Origin of the sequence: Faecalibacter macacae (assembly GCF_003687725.1) — a bacterium.
Classification (GTDB): domain Bacteria; phylum Bacteroidota; class Bacteroidia; order Flavobacteriales; family Weeksellaceae; genus Empedobacter; species Empedobacter macacae.
This window is the reverse complement of the sequence record NZ_RDOJ01000019.1, coordinates 40,483-62,788: the sequence shown is the minus strand read 5'-3', so window position 1 is coordinate 62,788 and position 22,306 is coordinate 40,483. Positions and strand designations below refer to the sequence as shown.

The following is a 22,306-nucleotide window of genomic DNA, read 5'->3' as shown; positions in this document are numbered from 1 at the left end:
AAAAAATCAAGACTGTAAATCTATTTGACTAAAATTAAATCTCATTTCGGAAATGAATTAAATAATTCGCTAACGCTCACTAATTCATTTATACCCTTCATTCAATTTAATTTTGTAACGTCATAGATTTAATGTCAGTTTATTATACTAAGCATGACAAGTGAATTAGACTCCTCGGAATGAGATTTTAAAACAAGTTAAAGAGGACAACAATTAGTATACTGAATAGAGCGACAGAAAGTTTAAATTTCTCGATATCTCGGAATGACATTTCACTACTATTTATATATAATGTGATCCTGAAACAAGTTCAGGAGGACTTGACTTATATTATATAGTCAATACTTTTTTCTTGATAAAAAAGTATTCAAAAAATCAAGGCTACAATTTTCGACGGTCAATTTACATCTCATTTCATGGAAATGATTAGATGATTCGTTTCACTCACTAATTATTTCGAACATTACATTTCGATGTATTGACTCTCGTCTGCTAATCGGAAGGCCAGTTTATATAAAAAAATGCTTCGAAAGACTTTTGAAATTCCTCGATACCTCGGAATGACAGATTACTGATAAAAATAATGATGAGATCCTGAAACAAGTTCAGGAGGACAGTTGAATAAAATACTTCGTAATGACGAACCGGAAAATATTTTATAAAGAAAAAATGGTAATGATAGCCTGGATTGATTATTTTGTAATAACTGCTTATTAAAAAGCAGGTGTTACGAAATACTTAGATGAAAGGACTCGGGAAAATGAGTTGCGAAGTAACGAACGTTATTAAAATAATACATATACTTTATTATATATAGTAACTGTAATATTTTATTTAGAAAATGAAATTGCAGCTATTAAAAAAAGGAAAAGCTCTAATCCGGGAAAAAAGAGCTTTTTATATTATTGTATTTAAGTGACTGTTTAATGCAAAGCTTTGACTTCATTCAAAAAATCGACAATGTCTTGACCTGAATAATCTGCCATACCTAAAGTTGTGTGTGCAATATTTCCTTGTTTATCGAAAATTATTGTCGTTGGTAAAGTACCTTCAAAAAGTTCGGTAGGAATCGAAGAATTTGGAATATAAACCGGAACTGTTAGTTTTTTACGATTAATAAACTTTTGAATTTTCTCCTGCTTTCCATCTACCTCTAAAGTTAGGATTAAAACCTCATCATCATTTTTGAATTTATCATGGAGTTGCTGAATCGATGGCATTTCGGCAATACAAGGCGGACACCATGTTGCCCAGAAATTAAGAAAAACAACTTTTCCTTTTAAATCTGAAAGTGAAACGACGTTACCGTTAAGATCTCTCATCTCGAAATTAAGATTATTCGAGTTATCTTTTATAACAATTTCCTTTTCTATTTTAGGCTGAAACAAACCAACCTTCATCAAACCTTGTTGTAAAAACGCTTTAGCTTCTGTTGAAATCAATAACGTGATTCCGATGGCTAAAACAAAAATATTTGAACGATTCTTTTTTAAGAAATCAATTAATTTATTCATGAGATAAAGATAATAGTACTAATTGATAGTAATTACATTTCTATTTAAAGTTAAAAAATCTTCCTTTTCTAAAGCTTTTAATAAACGGGAAATCACAACACGAGAAGTATTTAATTCGTAGGCAATTTCTTGATGCGTTTTATTAATCACATTTCCATTGTTAATACTTGCAACGTCTAAAAGATATTTTTTCAAGCGACCATTCATATCATTAAAAGCTAAATTATCAATTGCGCCAAGCATCTCCTCCATCCTATTGTTGTAACTATCAAAAATAAAGCGACGCCAAGATGCATATTTCGCAAGCCATTCGTCCATTTTGGTAATAGGAATCATCACCAATTGGCCATCAGTTTCGGCAACTGCTCTAATTTTACTTTGTTTATCACCTAAACAACACGCCATTGTCATGGCACAAGTATCACCTTTTTCAAGAAAATACAACAACAATTCGCCTTCATCATAATCTTCGCGCAAAACCTTAATAGCTCCATTTAACAAAACGGGCATTCCTTTGATGAATTGATTTAAATCGATTAAAACATCATTCGCTTTAAAATCAATTAAATTACCTAATTCGTCAATTTCAATTAATAATTCTTCTTCGAATTGAAATGGATACGTTGCTTCTATTTTCTGTTTAATCATTTTAATGAGGTAATTTATCTTTAATAATCCCGTATAAATATGTCCCAGCTAATGCACCAAAAATTACAATTAACATAGGATATAAACCTGCTCCGACAAGAACAAAAATTGGACCTGGACAAGCACCAACTAAAGCCCAACCTAATCCAAAGAAAATTCCACCTATTAAATAACGAGCAATTGATTTTGTTTTTGGTTGAATATTAATTTGATTTCCGTCGATATCTTTTGCTTCTTTCTTTTTCATTAACTGTACTCCGATTAATCCAACAGCTAAAGCTGAACCAATAAATCCGTACATGTGGAACGATTGAAAGTTGAACATTTCGTAAATTCTGAACCAAGAGGCCGTTTCTGCTTTGTACATCGTTACACCAAAAACTACACCTAATATGATATAAATTAAATTTTTCATTTTTTAGAAGATTAAAGGGAATAAAATATGCGTCATTAAAAGACCACCTATAAAGAATCCGATTACAGCAATTAAAGATGGAAGTTGTAAATCGCTTAATCCTGAAATGGCATGTCCAGAAGTACAACCACCTGCGTAGCGTGTTCCGAATCCTACGAATAATCCTCCGACTAATAATAAAATGATATTTTTGATTGACATCGTTTCAAAAATTTCTGTTGGTGAATATGCTTTACCTGCACTTTCAAAACCCAACTCATTTAATTGAGCAATTGTAGTTTCTGAAATTGCTGGAATTTGATTATCGGACAAAAATAAAACAGAGACCACACCACCCAAAACTGCTCCGACTAAGAATAATAAATTCCATTTTTGAGCTTTCCAATCAAAAGCAAAAAAATCACAAGATTTTCCAGCTCCTAAAGAAGAACAAATAGTTCTGAAATTGGAAGAAAAACCAAAACTTTTTCCGAAATAGATTAAAAGCAACATTACAATTGCTATAATTGGTCCACCTATATACCATGGCCAAGGTTGCATGATTATTTCCATATTTTACTATCTAATTTTAAGCAAATTTGAGGAAAGTTTTTGATATGTTAAGTTACAAATGTTACATAGACACGAATTGATATCAGTTTCAAGATAATATGTAATTTTGAATAGGTTATGAAAAAAATATTCAAAAGAATGATTTACATTCTATCCTCAATAGTAATCCTACTTTTAGGTGCAGGATTTTACATTTTAAATTTAAAAACTTTTGGAGCCGAACCTTCTGGTGAACGTTTAGAACGTATGCAACAATCTATACTTTATAAAAAAGGTACTTTTTATAATATTAATCACACGCCTTCATTTGCTGAAGGATATGATGGAAAATCAGTCATGATTGATTTTATTTTCGGAAAGAAAGATCCAAATCTTAATCCGAAAGATTCGATACCTCATCAAAAAACGGATCTAAAATCGATTCCAAAATCAGAAAATGTTTTTATTTGGTTAGGACATTCGTCTTATTACATGCAAGTAGATGGAGTTAATTTTTTAATTGATCCCGTATTTAGTGAATATGGTTCTCCTTTGCCTATTTTCAATAAAGCTTTTAAAGGCGCAAATACTTATCACGTAAATGATTTTCCGAATATCGATTATTTAATTATCACACATGACCATTACGATCATTTGGATTATGAAACGGTAAAAGAATTACGACCAAAAGTTGAAAAAGTGATTTTACCATTAGGCGTAGGCGCTCATTTCGAGTTTTGGGATTATAAACCTGTTCAATTAATCGAAGAAGAATGGGAAACTGAAATTGAATTAAAAAATCAAATCAAAATAACATTTACACCTGCTCGACATTTTTCAGGACGAAAATTTAAACGAAATAATACTCTTTGGACTTCTTATGTTTTAGCAACTTCTCATCATAAAATTTTTATTGGTGGTGATAGTGGATATGATACACATTTTAAAGATATCGGAACAAAATATGGACCTTTTGATTTTGCTATTTTAGAAAATGGACAATACAATGATGCTTGGAAATACATTCATGCTATGCCTAATGATATTCCGCAAATTGTAAAAGACCTTAATGTGAAATATACTATTCCTGTCCATTCAGGTAAATTCGCGCTAGCGAAACATGCTTGGAACGAACCGTTGGAAAAAGTAACTGAAAATGGTTTAAAAAATTATTTCCATGTATTAACACCTATGATTGGTGAGAAATTAAATCTAAATGATTCGATTTTTAAGTTTAAAGAATGGTGGAAAGAATAAAATCATCTAAAATTAACAAAAAAATCCATCATGTGAAGTTTAATAATTTTGAACATTATTCAATTAAACTACAACTATTCTTAATAAAATTCGAAATAATTGATTTTTAGTAAGTTTATTTTGAATTATCATCAAAAACCCAATTATTCGACTTAATTTTGCCATCTGAAATTTAACTTTAAACAATTAAAAAATTAGACAAAATGGAACTGAATAGAGAACGTCTATTAGAATTGGTGCAAAAATACGATGCGCCGTTATATGTATATGATGCGAACAAAATTAAATCGCAATATGAGAAGATGACGAATGCTTTTTCTACTGTCAAGCGTTTAAAGTTAAATTATGCATGTAAAGCAAACACTAATCTTAATATTTTAAAGTACTTCAAATCCCTTGGTTCAGGATTAGATACTGTTTCTTTACAGGAAGTAGAATTAGGATTAATGGCAGGTTTCAAACCAAAAGAAATCATTTATACGCCAAACGGAGTTTCTTACGAAGAAATTAAACAAGTAATTGCTTTAGGAGTTCGTATCAATATTGATAATTTATCAGTTTTAGAATTATTTGGTCACGATTTTCCTAATTACCCAGTTTGTGTTCGTATTAATCCACACATTATGGCTGGAGGAAATGCAAACATCTCTGTTGGACACATAGATTCTAAATTCGGTATTTCTATTCACCAATTACCACACATTAAACGTGTAGTTGAGAATACAGGTTTACATTTAGACGGTGTTCACATGCATACAGGTTCTGATATTTTAGATATTGATGTTTTCTTACAAGGAGCAGAAATTTTATTTGAAGTTGCTGCAGAATTTAAAAACTTATCTTACATCGATTTCGGATCAGGATTTAAAGTTCCTTACTACCCTGGTGCTGACGAAACAGATATTGAGTATTTAGGTGAAAGATTATCAGCTCGTTTCAATGAATTTGAAAAAGCTTATGGTAAGCCATTAACATTAATGTTTGAACCAGGAAAATATATGGTTTCTGAAGCTGGATCTTTCTTAGCAAAAGTAAATGTTGTTAAACAAACAACTTCTACTGTATTTGCTGGAATTGATACTGGTTTCAACCACTTAATTCGTCCAATGTTTTATAACGCTCATCACGAAATTGAAAACATTTCGAATCCAGAAGGACGCAGCCGTTATTATACAGTTGTTGGATACATTTGTGAAACAGATACTTTCGGGTCTAACCGTAAGATTAATGAGATTAGCGAAGGAGATGTTTTATGTTTCCACAATGCAGGTGCGTACTGTTTCTCTATGGCATCTAACTACAACTCACGATTAAAACCAGCTGAAGTTTTATTGATTGATGATAAAGATTACTTAATTCGTCGTCGCGAAACTTTACAAGATTTAATCGGTACTACAGAAGAAATCAAATTCTAATTTAATATTACTTAAATAGAAATTTAATAGTTCAAGTTCATTTTTAAAGCCTTATCGAAAGATTAGGCTTTTTTATTTAGTTTAGATTTTACAAACGAATTGGTTTACTAAAAAACATTTCATGAATAACTGATCGTACAAAATTTTGACTGAATGACATCTTCTCATCATATTCATAAGGAATGTGTTCTTCGACTTTTTTCAGAGATGAAATTCTTGTTTTTTGATTGATTGAATTCATGAAACTTTGATTAATAAGTTCGTTGCTTTTTTCGAGTGATAAATCACTATTTTCTTTACGTTTTATTGAAACTGATGATTGATTAAACTCAAACCACAAGTTATTATTCACTGTATTATTTTTTACATCTACTTGAGCAAAACTACACATTGGAATGAATATCATAAATAATAAATATATCGTCTTCATATCTAAAGCTTAAAAATCAATTCTTTATACATTTTAAACATAAAAAAACTCAATCAAACGATTGAGTTTTTAAAAAAATATATTTAGTTACTTTTTCTTTCTAGCCTGAGATTCAACTCTTGCTTTTTCAGCTTCTACTTTTTTTCTTTTTTCTTCTTTAATTGCCGCTTCTTCTTTAGATACTTCTGCTAATTTAGCTGCTCTTGTTTCATTTTTTTTCTCAGCAGAAACTGTTGACTTTAAATCTTGTGTTGCTGCGCTTTTTGATTCTTGGGCAAAAGATGCAACTGGTAATAATACCAATGCTAATACTTTTAATAATTTCATATTTAGTGTTTTTAATTAATTTTATTAAATATACAAAAAACATTGATTTTCAATTTACTATTATTACATTTTTTTATTTAAAATTAAAAACCAATACAAATGAAGTAAGATCTTTATATAGTTATTAATGAATTATCCTTTAAATAATTTAATTTTAGTTACCATCATCGCTAAAATGTATCCGAAAATTGCGAATAAAGCATAAGAATATCTTAAATCAAACAACTCAGCAATGTATCCAATTAAAGGTGGTCCTAATAAAAATCCTAAAAAGGATATACTAGAAACCATAGCCAAAGCAACACCTGGATTAATTGTTTTGTGCTGCCCTGCAACGCTATAAACAGTAGGAACGGTACAAGCAACTCCAAGACCAACTAACATAAATGCCATTGTACAAAGTATCAACGTAGGAAAAAATACTGAAATCAATAATCCGGTTCCCATCAAAATTCCACTTACTTGTAACACGCGACGCTTACCGAATCTTTCAATAAACTTATCTCCAATAAAACGTCCTGAAGCCATCGTAATCATAAATGCTGCATAACCAAGTGTTGTCCATTTTTCAGGCGCTTGTACAATTTCGTGAAAATAAACACCACTCCAATCGAACATAGTTCCTTCAGTAGCCATACCTAAGAAACCAATAATTCCTAATTGAATTAAAGTTTTATCTGGTTTCACAAAACCTTTCTTTTCCTCATCTGAAACAGGTTCGTGATCGAATAAATATTTTTGTTGAGAAAAGAAGATTCCTAAAATAATAACTAAAATAATGATGAAATGAGTTAATATATCAATATCAAAATTCATCAGAACTAAACCAATTAATGCACCAACAAATCCTGCTAAACTCCACGCGCCATGAAATGACGACATAATTGATCGATTATACACCTTCTCTACATCAACACCTTGTGTATTGATTGCAATGTTACACGAATTACTAAATATTCCGAAACAAGTAAGAATAGCGGCAAGCGTCAAGAATGAAGTAGCAAAAGGAATCGCTAATAATAGAAATACATATCCTAAAATCCCAATACGAAAAACATTTTTACTACCATAAGTTGCAACCATTTTACCAACTAAAGCTAAAGTTACAACTTCACCGATTGGCATGACTAATAATAATCCACCTAATTCGCCTTCGGAAATTCCTAATGCATTTTTAATCGTTGGTATTCGACTTGCCCAAGAAGAAAAAATTAATCCTGTACAGAAATAGAAAATGGTAACAGCCAAACGTATTTGTTTGGATTGATATTTTGGCGTAGAAACTGTGTTTTGCATGTTGTATTAATAGAAGCGTAAAGGTAAAAAATCAAGTTTGAATAATTATTTTAATTTTTATTAAAAAATATTTCATTGATAATGAATTTAATAGATAATTTTATTAAAAAAAGTTTTAAATAGGATTTGGTAATTAAAATTATCGCTCTATATTTGCACCACAATTAACGCAATAGACCAGCGTTTACAACTGGAGAGTTGGCAGAGTGGTCGAATGCGGCAGTCTTGAAAACTGTTGAGGGTCATACCTCCGGGGGTTCGAATCCCTCACTCTCCGCAACTTATTTAATAAGTAACAGTAAAATCCCTTATTTCATATGAAATAAGGGATTTTTTTATGCCTTGAAATTAGATTCTACACATCTAAACACATTTCAAGAGCGACCCAATAGCGACCTAAAAAATAAAATCAAAAAAGGTCGTCAAAATCTCCCCTATCTCAATCGTACAATAGGATTACGGACAACTATCACTATAGCTGTACTCATAACCTAACCACGAACAAGTTCGATAAATGAACATCTTGATTCAAAACAAATAACCAGTTAATTTTTTACTAACCATTAAAAATTGAATCAAATGAAGAACAATTTTAAAATCCATGTCTACCCAAGACAAGCCAAAGCCAATAAACTAGGACAACAACCTATTTATTTTTGTGTACGAGTAAACGGAAAAAGATGGGAATTCAGTACAAAACAATACATTGATCCTAAAACTTGGGATGCTAAAAATTCCAAAATTAAAGGCAACAACAAAACAGCCAGTACAATAAATGCACAAGTTGAAATCACAAAATCAAAGATTAATACAATATTCTTAGAATACAATTTCAAGAACGAAACCCTAACTATTGACACATTAAAAGAAGAAATACAAGGAAAAACAAATAAGAATAAACGAACACTTATTCCAATATTCCAAAATCATAACAAACAAATGAAAGCCTTAGTTCCAAAAGAATATTCTCCAGGAACACTTGAAAGATACGAAACCTCACTAAGGCACACACAAAACTTCATCAAGCATCAATACAAAAAGGAAGATATTTCTCTGGACGAAATTAACCATGCGTTTATCATGGATTATGATTTCTACCTAAGAACAGAACGTAATTGCAGCAATAACACAACAATTAAATATCTTAAAAACTTCAAGAAAATAATCAATTTATGTATAGCAAACGATTGGATTCAAAGAGATCCATTTACAAACTACAAATCTAAGTTAGACAAAATTGAAAGAATATTCTTATCAACAGAAGAGATTCAATCCATATACAACAAAGAATATACAACAGATAGATTAACACTTGTAAAAGACATTTTCATTTTTTCATGTTTTACTGGTTTAGCCTATATAGACATTGTAAATCTTACAAAAAACAATATTGTAAAAGGTATCGATGGACAATTATGGATTCATACCTACAGACAGAAAACTTCAACTCCAACCAAAATTCCATTATTAGAAATACCACTTGCTATATTAGAAAAATACAAGGACAATCCAATATGTGCTACTGGAAAATTATTACCTATTTACTCGAACCAAAAAATGAACGAGTATTTAAAAGAAATAACTGCAATCACGAAAATTAATAAAGATCTAACCTTTCATTGCGCCAGACATACGTTTGCTACTACCGTTACTTTATCCAACGGAGTACCTATCGAATCTGTTTCTAAAATGTTAGGACATACCAATATTAAAACTACGCAACATTATGCAAGAATAACAGAACAAAAAATTAGCAATGATATGCAAAACTTAAAACAAGTAATTGAAAATAAATCGATTATAAATAAAAATGCAATATAGATTTATTGTTTAATTAATTATTTTTTGTAATTTATTCTAAATTAACTACTTAAATCCATATCTCATGCAATCGCCATTACTTGAAATGTATTACCAATTTGAAGAAGAAATTACTAAAATAGAGATGACTGATATTGATATTAACAAAAAAGCTTATCAAGCAATTAACATTTCTATTAAGTACTTAAATCTTTTAGAAGAACAATTATTAATCAATAAATTTCATTCAAAACAAAGTGAAATTGAATACTTCAAATTCTTTTATCCCAAATATTTCAATGTACATTATTATTACACCACGATATATAATTTAGAGAATGAAAAATATCAAAAATGTTTAACTAAAGAGCAAGAGATAGAATTTTATAACAAATTTAAAGAGAAACTAAAATATATTAACGATGCAAATTTAGACGTATTAAAACTGTTTAAACCAGAACCAGGTAATATCGATAAAAAATTATTTCTCAGGAAAAATTACAAATGGAGGCGTAAAAATTTCACTAATTTCATCAGTGAATCATTCGTATTTAATACTGTTTCAAATGTTGTCGGCAAGCACAAAGCCATTAAGAAACTTATTATTTATTCAGACAATAAAATTCACGAATTATCAAATTGCAGACCACCAACAACATATCAACTCAAATGGACAGCTTCAAAAGTATTATTAATGGAGCTTATATATTCATTATACCTTATCGGATTTATAAATCAAGGTAAAGTTGAATTAACAGAATTAGTTCTATTTTTTGAAACAAATTTTGATATTGAACTCAATAATCATAACAACATCATTCAAGATATTAAAATGAGAAAGATAAATAAATTCAAGTTATTAGATCAATTAAAAGAAGTCCTCTCAAACAAATTAGATACATAAAATAATCCGTAGTTGTTATTCAGCTACGGATTATTTTATTAACATAACTACCATAAATAAACACTTTCATTAAAAATAACACCATAGTATGTACCGTAGTATGGAAAAAATAAATTCTAAAGTTTTCAAATTTGTAAGAGTCATAAACCTAATAACAAATGAAAACAAAACGAATTAACCCAGAAGACATTCAACTAATTTCAGAAACTGTAATTAGCCTTCTAAAAAAAGAATTAGAAATTAAACAATCCTGCAAATGGATTACATCAAAAGAAGTTTCAAAACTTTTAGGTGTTTCAAATTCAAAACTCCAAAAGATGAGACAACAAAACCTCATCACCTATTCAAATTTTGGAAGAAACATTTATTACGACACAGACGAAATATTACATATACTCGAACAAAATAAAGTAGATAAAATTCTACAGTAAAATCTTATTTCATTTGGTTTTAAGTTGGTTAGGTTAGGCAGGTTTATTACGACAAAAAAGTAATTCTCCTGCCTTTTAATTTCAACCTAATCAATTACATCCTCTATTTAAGGGAAATTATAAATAAATGGCATAACGATTAGCAGACGAGTGTCAATTCATCAAAGTGAAATGTAAAAATGATTAGTGAGCGATAGCGAATCATTTAATCATTTTAATGTAACAAGATGCAAATTGACCGTCGAAAATCGAAGCCTTGATTTTTTGATTACTTTTTTATCAAGAAAAAAGTAATATACCTAAGCTCTACCAGAGCTTCTCCTTTTAATTTCAAATGTTTTTATGACGAAAAAAATGAACATAAAGTAAATATTAAAATCTGTCACCCTGAGCCTATCGAAGAATCTCTCGTCAGTTCGAGTGATTTTCGTTGCTCAGCAAAAGTGCATTGGAATAGAATGATAAATTTTAAGAATGGCATAACGATTAGCAGACGAGTGTCAATCCATTGAGTGAATCGCAAAAATGTTTACCGACTGAAAGGAGTGATTTAAACATTTTAGAGAAACGAAATGATGATTGACCGTCGAAAATCGTAGCCTTGACTTTTTTGTTTCGTTTTTGTGTCAAGACAAAAATGAAAGTAGAATAAATATAAACTAGTCATTCTGAACCTATCGAAGAATCTAAAATCTAAAAATATGAACTACATCAAACACCTTAATAACTTCTACAATAAAATACAAATAGATCCCGAAATAGCACCATGTCAAATCGCTTTGTATTTAGCACTATTTCAATGTTGGAACAAACAAAGGTTTGAAAATCCAATACACATCATTCGAGATGAAGTTATGCGACTAAGCAAAATCACATCCAAAAGCACTTATCATCGCTCCATGAAAATATTACACAATAATCAATACATCATTTACATTCCATCCTATAATCCATACATAGGAAGTCAAATCTATTTCAAAGACCTAACATTAGAATTAAAAAACAACAATACAACCCAACCAAAAAAGAATAAAGCAATAAACACAGTTATTGATACACCTTTAGAACAAACCAGTCCAAAAAAGAACAAACCAATAAACAAGGTTATAGACACACCTATAAACACACCCATAGAGCCTATATATAAACATATAAACAATAAACAGGAAAACATAAATAGCTTATGTAAGCAAGCACAAATTCCTTTTTTAATTTTTGATAAAAATTTTAAAAATAACATAGCTAAAAATCAATCAGCTGTTAAATCTGAAATGCTCCAAAAAGAAAAAAGTTCCGTCAAAAAAGAAAAAGGTACAAATCCAACATTAGACCAAGTCAAAGAATTCTTTCAAGAAAAAGACAATACATCAATCGAAGCTGAAAAGTTTTTTTACTATTTCGAATCCAATGGATGGTTAGTTGGAGGAAAAACCAAAATGAAAAACTGGAAGGCTGCTGCAAATAATTGGATGATTAACGCAACCGTATTCTCTAAAAATCAAAACAACGGATTACAAAAAACATTAGATACATCACCAAACAAAAAATACGACGAACCATTATAACCAAAATTTACAACCATGATCAATTACCAAAAACTTATATTTCACTTAGAACAACATGCACGTAAACAAATTCATCCAAATTATACCATTCACAAAGATGATTTTCCTTACATCGTTCGTTTAGCTGCATATTTTCTTAACGATGAAGAAAAGTGCAAAGAATTAAACATAGATCTCAGCAAAGGGATTTTATTAACTGGACCTATCGGTATTGGGAAAACAACCTGGTTTCGATTAATGCAAACGATTATGGTCAAAGAACAAAAATTCTATTACACAACATGCAGAGATATTTCATTTGAATTTATCCGAGACGGATATCAAACTATTAACAAGTACAGCAAAGGAATTCCTTTCGATTTCCCAATGAAAAACATTTGCTTTGATGATCTAGGAACAGAAAACAACATCAAATATTTCGGCAACGAATGCAATGTAATGGCAGAAATCATTCTTAGCCGTTACGATCTATTCATGAACCTCAACATCAAAACCCACATCACCACTAACCTATCAGCTTCCGAAATCGAAAAGTATTACACCGAACGTGTACGCTCTCGCCTTCGCCAAATGATGAATGTATTAGCAGTTCCTGCAGACCGTAAAGACAAACGATCCTGATGTCACCCTGAATTTATTTCAGGGTCTCATCACATCAATTCACTAATTTAATCAAATAGTAAATCCGGCATAACGATTAGCAGACGAGTGTCAATTCATCGAAATGAAATGTAAAAATGATTAGTGAGCGATAGCGAATCATTTAATCATTTTAATGAAACAAGATGCAAATTGACCGTCGAAAATCGTAGCCTTGATTTTTTGATTACTTTTTTATCAAGAAAAAAGTAATGTCATCGAACTCATATCAGGACCTCATCACATCAATTCTTCAATCTAATCAAGTAAACTAAATCATAATACCATTACACACAAAACATATAATCCAAAACCTAATAAAACATTTTACACACTTTTTTAATTATTTTGCCGTTCGAAGCATTTTTTATTTTATTAAATTTACAACTATTCGTATTCGTTTATGGCAGTCAATAAAAATGCATTAATTCGTTACAAAACATTAGACAAATGTTTTAGCAATCAATTTCGTAACTATTATATCGATGATTTAATCAATGAATGTTCTATTGTTTTAAAAGAACTTTATGGAGAAGATACATCTGTTTCTCGTCGTCAAATTTTATATGATATGGAGTTTATGGAAAGCGATGCAGGATATGAAGCACCTATCATTGGAATAAAAGACGGCCGTAAAAAATTTTACCGTTATGAAGATCCTAATTTTACAATTCAAAATAAACCATTAAACCAAGAAGAACAACTAGCCTTAGAAAATACGTTAGAATTACTTTCTCGTATGAAAGGGATTCCTGGGATTGATGCAATAGAAAATATTGAAGCTAAATTAAATGAAGTGAAAGATAACAAAGGCAATCAAAAATTAATTTCATTCGAGGAAAGCGAATTTTTGATAGGATTAGAACATCTAACACCCTTATATAATTTCATCAAAAACAACCAAACAATCAAAATAGTTTATCAATCATTTAAAACAGAAAATGAACAAGAATTCTGTATTTCACCTTATCACTTAAAACAATTCAATAAACGTTGGTTTTTATTTGGGTGGAACCATAAGGATCAATACCTTCAAAATTTGGCATTAGATCGAATTCAAGGGATCGAAATTAATAAGGAAACTTACATTCCAACAGAGGTGGATTTTGATGAGTATTTTGAGGATATCATTGGGGTTACAAATAATATAGAGAATAAACTTGTTTCTGTTAGGATAGAGCTGTCAGATCATATCATCCCCTACATCAAATCAAAACCGATTCATGGTTCTCAAAAAATAGCAGAGAATAGATTACAAATTAAAGTTAAGTTAAATTACGAATTAGAATCTTTAATTCTTTCGTATGGCGAAAATATGAAAGTAATAGAACCAATAGAATTAGTTCAGAGATTAAAAGAAAGAATTGAAAAATTACAAGATTTATACTAATGCAATTAAGCTGCATAGATCAAAACTAGTTTGCAAAATAATCTTTTAAAAAATTCAAATCATGAAAACAAAAAGAGAACATTTAGCAAACTTTCATATTGCAGGACTTACATTTTACGAAGCTGCATTATGTTTCAAAAAACTAAAAGTTGGAACAGAACTTAGGTTAGAATTAGAAACCGAAAATAAATTCGATGCCAGAGCCGTAGCTATATATTACAAAGATTACAAATTAGGTTTTGTACCACGTACCGAAAATAGAGTCTTTTATAAATTGCTTACGATGAACTATAATAAAATCTTTGACGCAGCGATACAACAAATAGATCCGACCGAGCATCCAGAACAACAAATTCGTGTGGTTGTGCATTTAAAACATAATAATCCAGAAAATATCTAATCAGTCGCAAACACTCATATACTATGCATTTTTATCTATCTTTACCCTTCAAACTTTTACCATGTTCACACAAGAATTACAGTCTAAAATAGACCAAGTTTGGTTAGCTTTTCACAGTGGAGGATTATCAAATCCTTTATCTGTTATAGAGCAAATCACTTTTTTACTTTTTATCAAACAATTAGATGAGTTACAGAATAGAGCCGAGCAACAAGCTATTATTACAGGTAATACATCAAACTACATATACACAGAAGAAAACCAGGATTTAAGATGGAGTAACTTTAAGAATGTTTCTCCTGAAGAAATGTATAAGCTTTTCCAAAAAGAGAATGGAGTCTTCGACTTTATGAAAAACTTTGGAGGGAAAAGTACTGCTTTTTCTAAGTTTATGAAGAATGCCAACTTTATGATTCCTACTGCTCGTTTATTAGCACAAGTGGTAGAGATGTTAGATAAAATTGACATGGATGACAAAGATACCAAAGGTGATGTATACGAGTATATGTTAGGTAAGATTGCTTCTGCAGGAAGTAATGGACAATTCCGTACACCAAGACATATCATCAAAATGATGGTAGAAATGATGAAGCCAACTCCTGAAGATACTATTTGCGACCCATCATCGGGAAGTTGTGGATTTTTAGTTGGTGCTGCAGAATATCTACAAGAAAATTATAAAGAGGATTTGCTAAAACCTGAAGTACAAAAACATTACTTAAATGAAATGTTTACAGGAATGGAGTTTGACCCAACCATGATTAGAATTGGGGCAATGAACTTAATTCTACATGGGATTGAAAATCCTCAACTAAAAGATGTAGATTCTTTATCACAAGCTAATGCAGATTTTGAAGAAAAAGTATCTTTAATCTTAGCTAATCCTCCTTTTAAAGGAAGTTTAGATAAAGATGCTGTAGACGAAAAAGTAATTGCTTTAGTTGATTCTAAGAAAACAGAATTACTTTTTCTTGGTTTAATACTAAAAGGACTAAAAGTTGGAGGTCGATGTGCCGTAATTATTCCTGATGGGGTATTATTTGGTTCTTCTACTGCACATAAAAAGATTAGAAAAGAAATTGTAGAAAACCAAGCGTTAGAAGCAGTTATTTCTATGCCAAGTGGTGTGTTCAAACCGTATGCAGGAGTTTCTACTGCCATCTTAGTGTTTACAAAAACCAATGCAGGTGGTACAGAAAATGTATGGTTTTATGATATGAAAGCAGATGGGTATAGTTTAGATGATAAACGTGCACCTGTTAAGGAAAATGATATCCCAGATATTATTACAAGATTCCATACAAGAGAGAACGAAGTGGACAGAGCAAGAACAGACCAAAGCTTTTGTGTACCAAAAGAAGAAATTGCAAAGAATGCGTACGACTTAAGTATTAACAAATACAAAGAAGTAATCTATGAGCAAAAGGTGTATGCAAAACCTGCGGATATTATAGCTTCTATTCAGCAATTGGATAAGGAGAGAAATGATTTGATTAAAATATTAACAGATTTATTATAATGGATATAGTATCAATTGAATCTATTGCTTTTATTGCAGATGGTAATTATTCGTCAAAATATCCTAGAAATGATGAATTTATAAGTGAAGGTGTACCTTTTATACGTGCAAATAATTTTGAAAACTCAACAATATCTGATAAGGATATGTTATTTATTTCAAAGGAAAAGCATTCTACAATTACAAAAGGACATCTAAAATATAATGATGTTTTAATTACTACTAGAGGGAATATTGGTAAAACTGCATTAGTTCCAAAAAGACATGAAAATTCTAATATTAATGCTCAGATAGTATTATTGAGATGTAAGGAAAATTGTTATCCTAAATATTTAATGCATAGTTTTTCTATACCATTTGTTAAAAATCAATTAGATAATAATACTACAGGTACAGCTTTAAAACAGTTATCTGTTGGAAATTTAAGAAAAATCCAAATCCCCCTTCCACCACTAGCAACTCAAAAAGCAATTGCAGAAAAGTTAGACAAAGCTGATGCTTTACGCAAAAAAGACCAAGAATTGTTAAAGCAATATGATGAGTTAGCCCAATCTATTTTTATCGATATGTTTGGTGACCCTGTGCAAAATGAGAAAGGGTGGGATTTAATAAATTTTGAAGAAGTTTTAAAGTTAAAAAGGGGATATGACTTACCAGTTCAAGATAGAAATCAAAATGGTAATATACCTGTTTATGGCTCAAATGGAATTTTAGATTATCATACAATTTCAAAAACTAACAAGCCTTGTATTGTTACAGGTAGATCAGGTACAATAGGGAAAGTTCATAGAACTGAACAAAATTGTTGGCCTTTAAATACTACATTATATAGTTATGAAATTTATGATAATAACATTACTTATTTAGAATATCTATTAAATAATCTAAGAATAGATAGATTTGCTCATGGGGCAGGTGTTCCTACTTTAGACAGAAAAATAGTTCATAAAGAATTCATACCTAATATTAAAGTTGAACTCCAAAACCAATTTGCAGAAAAAATCAAGAATATAGAAGCACAAAAAGAATTGGTGAAGAAACAAGCTGAAGCATCAGAAAACTTATTCCAAGCCTTGTTACAAGAAAGTTTTAGCTTCACATAAAAAAGCAAATAAAATTACGTAAATACGCAAATGTTTTATTTTAATCGTGCAAAAAATTGCACGATTTTTTTTTATATAAACTCTTGATAGTAGAGCATTTGTTGTTGTTGTTTGGCAAATAATTATTTTTTTATTGGCAAATAATTGTTTAATTTGGTGCAAATAATTTTATCATGTCAGCAACGTTTAGTCCTTACGAATTAAGTCTAATTCAACCAGATTTCGATTCGCCTCTTACCGACCTCATCATAGAGTTAGAACATTTACGTAAAAAAGACCTTGGTGGTTCTACACATCCTGCTGTTTTTTTTCAGTTAAAAAGTATTTTTCATTGGTTAGAAAGTATGGGATCTGCAAGGATTGAAGGAAACAATACAACAATTGCTGAATATGTAGAAACCAAAATTGATGATTCTCCAAGAGCGCTAACGTCAAAATTATTAGAAATAGATAACATTGATGAAGCAATGGAGTTTATAGAAGACAAGGTAAAAGAATATCCTATCAACAGAATAATGATTAGCGAATTGCATAAAATAGCTGTTAACAATTTACCTCCTCCACCTCATGGTGAAGGCGATTTAACACCTGGAGCATATAGAAATCATTCTTTAAAAATTAATAATTCTACCCATTTGCCACCAGAACCTTATTTGGTAGAAAGTTATATGGAAGAATTATTTTCGTTTATTAATTCAGAAAATTCAACCAAATACGATTTGTTAAAAGCAGCAATTGCGCATCATCGTTTTGTTTGGATACATCCTTTTGGCAACGGAAATGGAAGAACAGTACGCCTTTTTACTTATGCTATGCTTGTAAAAAGTGGACTTAACATAAATGCTGGTCGTATCATAAATCCAACTGCCGTTTTTTGTAGTAACAGAAACATATACTACGATATGTTATCAAAAGCTGATACAGGAACAAAAGAAGGAATCTTAGAATGGTGCGAATATGTATTGAGAGGATTAAAAGAAGAAATAGAAAAAGTAGATAAATTATCTGATTATAATTACCTGAAATCTAAAATTCTTATTCCTGCAATTAATTATTCTTTAGAAAGAAAATTTGTTACAGACGTAGAAGCAAAAATTCTAAAAAAAACGGTAGAATTACAAGTCATCAAAAACGATGATTTAAAAGATATTTTATCGAATAAAAACACTTCTCAAATTTCTAGAGAAATTAAAAAATTAGTTGATAAAAAGATGCTGATACCAGAAGAAGAAGGTGCAAGAAGATATATTTTGATGTTTCAAAACAATCACCTTCTAAGAGGAGTTATACATTTGTTAGATATAGAGGGGTTTTTACCAGTTAATGATAATTAAAACAACATGAGTAATTTTTATAATTATCCTACTGAATTCGAATTTGTTATTTCATCTGCCAAAGAAGCAGAAAAATACATCTACGAGAATTTAGACATTGCAGGTTTATATTTGAGGAAAACATTAGAAACGTGGGTAAACTTTATCTACGAGAGTGAGCCTACTTTGCGTTTGCCTTATGACACTTCCATCAATTCTTTGATGAAAGAACCTGCCTTTATAGAAATTATAGAAAGTCCAGAACTGTTGTCTATGATGCACGCTATTCGCCAATTAGGGAATAAAGCAGTGCATAATACAGGTAAAACCAAGATAACAGAAGACCAAGCTTTACATGTTTTGCAACTTTTGCATTCGGTTAGTTATTATTTAATGACCTTATATAGTGGAGATGTTGTTAGCAAACCTCTTTTTCAAGAAGATTTAATTCCACAATCTTTTTCTTCTCAGGTGAATGAGCAAAAAAAGATGATTCAACAACTGCAAGAAGAATTAAATGCAAAGACAGAACTTGAGAAAAAACAAAAAGAGGAACAAGAAGCTTTAGAAGCCAACAGAAAAGAAACCCAACAACAAATCTTACCACCTGCCGATCCTAATGAAGCCAAAACAAGAGAACTTCTAATCGATTATATGTTAGAGGAAATGGGTTGGGATATCTCTCAAGCCAATGTCAAAGAGTTTAGGGTAGAAGGAATGCCAAACAACAAAGAAGAAGGTTTTGCAGATTATGTCCTTTGGGGAGATAACGGAAAGCCTTTAGCCGTTGTAGAAGCAAAAAGAACTTCAAGAGATCTAAATTCAGGTAGACATCAAGCCGAATTATATGCCAAATGTTTAGAAAAAACTTTTGGTCAATTACCAAATATCTTCTTAACAAATGGGTACGAAATTTCTTTTTACGATTGGTTTTATCCAATTAGAGAAGTTCAAGGATATTACACCAAAGATGAGTTACAACTTAACATCCAAAGAAGAACCAATAAGCGTAATCTAAATGAGATGCCTATTGATGAAGATATTACCAATCGTTATTATCAGATAGAAGCTATTAAAGCTGTTGCCGAAAGATTTGAAGACAGACACAGAGGTGCTTTATTGGTAATGGCAACAGGTACAGGAAAAACAAGAGCTTCTGCTTCTTTGGTAGATGTGTTATCAAAAGCCAATTGGGCAAAGAAGATTTTATTTTTAGCAGATAGAACAGCTTTAGTTACACAAGCCAAGAACAACTTAAACGATTATTTGCCTAATCTTCCTTCTGTAGATTTACGAGAAGAAAAAGAAGATGTAGGAAGTAGAATTGTGTTTTCTACCTATCAAACGTTAATCAATTTAATAGACGAAGATAAAACAGGAGATACTCGCACTTATGGAGTTGGACATTTTGATGTGATTATTTTTGATGAAATTCACCGTTCTATTTACAACAAATACAAAGCAATTTTTAATTATTTTGATGGGTTAAAGATTGGTTTAACTGCAACTCCTGTCGATTTTTCTGAAAGAAATACCTACGAATTATTTGGATTAACTGTAGGAAATCCTACGTATAACTATGATTTAGATAAAGCCATAAAAGATGGATATTTAGTACCTTATAAGTCATTTTCTGTTCAGACAAAATTTCAACGTGAAGGAATTAAGTATAGTGAATTATCTCCCGAAGAACAGAAAGAATACGAAGAAGAATTTGCAGACCCAATCACAGGAGAATTTCCTGATGAAATAGAATCTACAGCTTTAGACCAATGGATTTATAACACCAATACTGCTGATGCCATTTTAGAGTATCTGATGGAGCATGGAATAAAAGTAGATGGTGGTAATAAATTAGGGAAGACCATCATATTTGCAAAGAAAAATAAACATGCAGAATTTTTAAGACAAAGGTTCAATGCTACTTATCCTGAATATGGAGATCAATTCTTAAAAGTAATTGATTATACAGTAGAATACAGACACGACTTATTAAATGATTTCAAGATTAAATACAAAAATCCTCAAATAGCTTGTTCTGTAGATATGCTAGATACTGGAATTGATGTGCCTGAAATTGTAAATTTAGTCTTTCTAAAACCTGTAAAAAGTAGGGTGAAATTCTGGCAAATGATCGGTAGAGGAACTCGATTATGCGAAAATCTATTTGGATTTGGTGAGCATAAAAAGGATTTCTTAATCTTAGATTTTTGTCAAAATTTTGAATTTTTTGAGGAAAATCCAAAAGGAATAGAACCTGTAAAACAGATGTCTTTAGCTGAACGTATTTTCAGAATAAGACTGAATCTTGCACAAGTTTTATTAATTCAAGAAGACGAAGAATTAAAAGCTTTAGGTGAAGAAATATTAGCTTATGTTCATCAACAAGTAGTAAATATCAACAATGAAAAGCGTAAAAGCTTTGTCGTAAAACCTTATCTAAAAACATTAGACAAATACCTGGAAAAGAAGAAATGGTATGACCTGTCTAAAGCTGATACTTATGAGTTATTAAATGACTTAGCTCCTTTAGTCTTTGAAAAGAGTCAAGATACTTCTGCATTATCTTTTGATTTGATGATGTTAGATTTTATGACAGCTAATCTTAATGGAGAAAGAAGACAAGTTTATTTAACTGAGAAAGTGATTGGAATATCGAATAAATTAAAGAAGCAAACTTCAGTTCCTCAAGTAAAAGCAAAGTTGAATACCTTAAATCATATTACACAAGAGGATTATTGGAGTGATATGAGTGTATTAGGTTTAGAACATATAAGAGTTGAACTAAGAGATTTGATAAAGTTTTTAACAGAAGAAGCGAAGAAAATAGTAACTACAAGCTTCGAGGATAATATAACTTCTGTTAAAGAATCACCTGAAATCTATGAAGCTCATTCATTTGATAAAGAAGCTTACAAAGAAAAGGTAGAAAGATATATCAAGGAGAATCAGTATGATTTAACCATAGATAAAATTAAAAAGAACATTAAGATAACTCCTGCTGACTTAAATTATATAGAAAGCTTCTTATTTGAGAAAGGAAGTCTAGGTTCTAAATCATTATTTCAGGAAGTTTATGGAGATAAGCCATTAGGTGAGTTTATACGTTCAGTAGTTGGATTAGATAAGTTAGAAGCGAAAAATGCATTTGCTAAATTGGTCAACTTTGCCAATTTAAATAATCAGCAAATTCAGTTTATGGACTTAGTTATAGATTACTTTGCAGTAAATGGAGTGATGGACTTAAATCAACTTTTTAATCCACCTTTTTCGGATGTGTATTCAGGAGGTATTATTAACTTATTTGGTCAAGAAGTTTCAACTAAGATTGCAGGAACTATCAGAGAAATAAATGATAATTGTGTTGCGTAAAATTAGATAACATATATTTTAAATATAAACCTCAACA

At 30.4% G+C, this 22,306-nt stretch carries 20 protein-coding genes and 1 tRNA gene; 14 read left to right on the top strand and 7 right to left on the bottom strand.

Annotated features, from left to right (window positions below):
* Positions 1-923: 923 nt before the first annotated feature.
* From EAH69_RS12020 to EAH69_RS12005, 4 genes are read right to left on the bottom strand one after another with little or no spacing between them, the layout of a single operon-like run.
* A complete protein-coding gene (locus EAH69_RS12020) occupies positions 924-1,514 on the bottom strand; it encodes a TlpA family protein disulfide reductase (protein WP_121935453.1) in 591 nt (196 codons plus the stop codon).
* A gap of 18 nt (positions 1,515-1,532) precedes the next feature.
* Entirely contained in the window at positions 1,533-2,162 is a 630-nt protein-coding gene (locus EAH69_RS12015) for a Crp/Fnr family transcriptional regulator (protein ID WP_121935452.1), read from the bottom strand.
* A 1-nt stretch (position 2,163) separates the two neighbouring features.
* A complete protein-coding gene (locus EAH69_RS12010; RefSeq protein WP_121935451.1) occupies positions 2,164-2,577 on the bottom strand; it encodes a DUF6691 family protein in 414 nt (137 codons plus the stop codon).
* Positions 2,578-2,580: 3 nt separating this feature from the next.
* Positions 2,581-3,129: a YeeE/YedE family protein gene (locus EAH69_RS12005; RefSeq protein ID WP_121935450.1), complete on the bottom strand. Its 549-nt coding sequence runs from the start codon at positions 3,127-3,129 to the stop codon at positions 2,581-2,583.
* Positions 3,130-3,246: 117 nt separating this feature from the next.
* On the opposite strand from EAH69_RS12005, the gene EAH69_RS12000 reads away from it, so the two are divergent.
* Positions 3,247-4,365: an MBL fold metallo-hydrolase gene (locus EAH69_RS12000; RefSeq protein WP_230466810.1), complete on the top strand. Its 1,119-nt coding sequence runs from the start codon at positions 3,247-3,249 to the stop codon at positions 4,363-4,365.
* A gap of 203 nt (positions 4,366-4,568) precedes the next feature.
* Positions 4,569-5,780, top strand: a complete 1,212-nt coding sequence (gene lysA, locus EAH69_RS11995) for a diaminopimelate decarboxylase (RefSeq protein WP_121935448.1) — start codon at positions 4,569-4,571, stop codon at positions 5,778-5,780.
* A gap of 88 nt (positions 5,781-5,868) precedes the next feature.
* Here lysA and EAH69_RS11990 read toward each other — a convergent pair whose 3' ends face one another.
* The 3 genes from EAH69_RS11990 to EAH69_RS11980 form a co-directional block, all read right to left on the bottom strand.
* A complete protein-coding gene (locus EAH69_RS11990; protein WP_147439144.1) occupies positions 5,869-6,210 on the bottom strand; it encodes a hypothetical protein in 342 nt (113 codons plus the stop codon).
* 87 nt (positions 6,211-6,297) lie between these two features.
* Positions 6,298-6,537 carry a hypothetical protein gene (locus EAH69_RS11985; RefSeq protein WP_121935446.1) on the bottom strand — a complete coding sequence of 80 codons (240 nt, stop codon included), beginning with the start codon at positions 6,535-6,537 and terminating at the stop codon, positions 6,298-6,300.
* A gap of 132 nt (positions 6,538-6,669) precedes the next feature.
* The gene (locus EAH69_RS11980) at positions 6,670-7,833 is read right to left on the bottom strand and encodes an MFS transporter (RefSeq protein ID WP_121935445.1); all 1,164 of its coding nucleotides are present in this window, start codon (positions 7,831-7,833) and stop codon (positions 6,670-6,672) included.
* Positions 7,834-8,025: 192 nt separating this feature from the next.
* Here EAH69_RS11980 and EAH69_RS11975 point away from each other — a divergent pair.
* The 12 genes from EAH69_RS11975 (at position 8,026) to EAH69_RS11920 (ending at position 22,269) form a co-directional block, all read left to right on the top strand.
* Positions 8,026-8,110, top strand: a tRNA-Ser gene (locus EAH69_RS11975).
* Positions 8,111-8,412: 302 nt separating this feature from the next.
* On the top strand, positions 8,413-9,654 hold the full coding sequence (locus EAH69_RS11970) for a site-specific integrase (protein WP_121935444.1): 1,242 nt from the start codon (positions 8,413-8,415) through the stop codon (positions 9,652-9,654).
* Positions 9,655-9,718: 64 nt separating this feature from the next.
* Entirely contained in the window at positions 9,719-10,537 is an 819-nt protein-coding gene (locus EAH69_RS11965; RefSeq protein ID WP_121935443.1) for an RteC domain-containing protein, read from the top strand.
* A gap of 158 nt (positions 10,538-10,695) precedes the next feature.
* On the top strand, positions 10,696-10,968 hold the full coding sequence (locus EAH69_RS11960; RefSeq protein WP_121935442.1) for a helix-turn-helix domain-containing protein: 273 nt from the start codon (positions 10,696-10,698) through the stop codon (positions 10,966-10,968).
* A gap of 899 nt (positions 10,969-11,867) precedes the next feature.
* On the top strand, positions 11,868-12,533 hold the full coding sequence (locus tag EAH69_RS11955; RefSeq protein WP_121935441.1) for a hypothetical protein: 666 nt from the start codon (positions 11,868-11,870) through the stop codon (positions 12,531-12,533).
* Positions 12,534-12,548: 15 nt separating this feature from the next.
* Positions 12,549-13,154, top strand: a complete 606-nt coding sequence (locus EAH69_RS11950) for an ATPase (protein ID WP_121935440.1) — start codon at positions 12,549-12,551, stop codon at positions 13,152-13,154.
* A 421-nt stretch (positions 13,155-13,575) separates the two neighbouring features.
* The gene (locus EAH69_RS11945) at positions 13,576-14,562 is read left to right on the top strand and encodes a helix-turn-helix transcriptional regulator (RefSeq protein WP_121935439.1); all 987 of its coding nucleotides are present in this window, start codon (positions 13,576-13,578) and stop codon (positions 14,560-14,562) included.
* Between the two features lie 61 nt (positions 14,563-14,623).
* Positions 14,624-14,962: an HIRAN domain-containing protein gene (locus EAH69_RS11940; RefSeq protein WP_121935438.1), complete on the top strand. Its 339-nt coding sequence runs from the start codon at positions 14,624-14,626 to the stop codon at positions 14,960-14,962.
* Between the two features lie 61 nt (positions 14,963-15,023).
* A complete protein-coding gene (locus EAH69_RS11935) occupies positions 15,024-16,481 on the top strand; it encodes a type I restriction-modification system subunit M (RefSeq protein WP_121935437.1) in 1,458 nt (485 codons plus the stop codon).
* Positions 16,481-17,584, top strand: coding sequence for a restriction endonuclease subunit S (locus EAH69_RS11930; protein ID WP_121935436.1), 1,104 nt, complete (start codon positions 16,481-16,483; stop codon positions 17,582-17,584). The genes EAH69_RS11935 and EAH69_RS11930 overlap by 1 nt, the downstream gene beginning before the upstream one ends.
* Positions 17,585-17,757: 173 nt before the next feature.
* On the top strand, positions 17,758-18,918 hold the full coding sequence (locus EAH69_RS11925) for a Fic family protein (RefSeq protein ID WP_230466809.1): 1,161 nt from the start codon (positions 17,758-17,760) through the stop codon (positions 18,916-18,918).
* Between the two features lie 6 nt (positions 18,919-18,924).
* Complete coding sequence (locus tag EAH69_RS11920; protein ID WP_121935434.1) at positions 18,925-22,269, top strand: DEAD/DEAH box helicase family protein; 3,345 nt, start codon at positions 18,925-18,927, stop codon at positions 22,267-22,269.
* The last annotated feature ends 37 nt before the right edge of the window (positions 22,270-22,306 follow it).